This window comes from Hymenobacter agri (genome assembly GCF_054778495.1).
The window spans coordinates 1-948 of record NZ_BAAGZM010001048.1 but is presented as its reverse complement, the minus strand read 5'-3'; the positions used below and the strand labels follow the sequence as shown (position 1 = coordinate 948).

1 protein-coding gene is annotated in these 948 nt (G+C 62.7%); it reads right to left on the bottom strand.

Going from position 1 to position 948, the window contains the following annotated elements:
* Positions 1-184: 184 nt before the first annotated feature.
* Positions 185-948: mechanosensitive ion channel family protein (locus tag ACYVDE_RS24365; protein ID WP_460504106.1), on the bottom strand; the 764-nt coding region annotated here is incomplete at its 5' end.

Sequence of the window (948 nt, the reverse complement as noted above, 5' to 3'; positions counted from 1 at the left end):
GCCGGTGGCTCGGGCCTGGGTGGCCTGCTGAGCGGCGGCATGGGCTCGCTGCTGGGCGGCATCTTCGGCGGCCGACGCTAGTCGGTCCGTTCACTGCTCACGACCCATCAATTACCAATAAAAAAAGCCCTGCCAGCTCTGGCAGGGCTTTTTTTATTGGTGTTAGCCTGCGTGCTATCGCGGCCTACGCTTTGGCGGGGGTGGCTACCTGCAGCGGCGTGCCGGCCAGGCTGCCGCCTTCGCGCTCCACCACTTCCACAATGCAGTAGTTGAGGTCTTCCTTCACGTTCAGGTATTCGTCGTAGCTGGTGGTTTCGACGAAATACTGCACCGTGACTTCCTTGCCGGCGGGAGTGAGGGCGCTGAATTTCATTTGCACGTCCTGCGTCACGAGCGGGTGGGCTTTGATGCCCGCCACCGCCCCGGCAATGATGGCGTGGAGCTGCGCGCTGGTGGTTTTCTGGTCGAAGATGAGCGTGAAGCCAACCCGGCGCGAGGTGCGCAGCGAAAGGTTATCCAAGGGCTTGTCAATCATGCTTTTGTTGGGCACGGTCACGTAGCTTTTCTCGGCGGTACGCAGGCGGGTGCTTCGGAAACCGATTTTCTCCACGGTACCGCTCACGTCGCCGGCCGTCACGAGGTCGCCCACGCCGAAGGGCTGGTCGAGGAAGATGGTGAACGAGGCAATGAGGTTTTCGAGGCTTTCCTTGGCCGCGAAGGCTACGGCCAGCCCGCCAATGCCCAGGCCGCCGATGAGGGCCGTCACGTTCACCCCGAACACCTGCCCCAACGCCACCAGAATGGCAATGATGATAAACAGCACCTTCAGCAAATCCTTGGCGAAGGGCAGAAACTGGCTATCAAGCCGCGTGGGGCTGGCCTCGGCGCGCAGCAGGGCCCGGCGGTGCAGCACCAGCAGCGCAAAGTCGACCAGCCGCAGCGCGACCC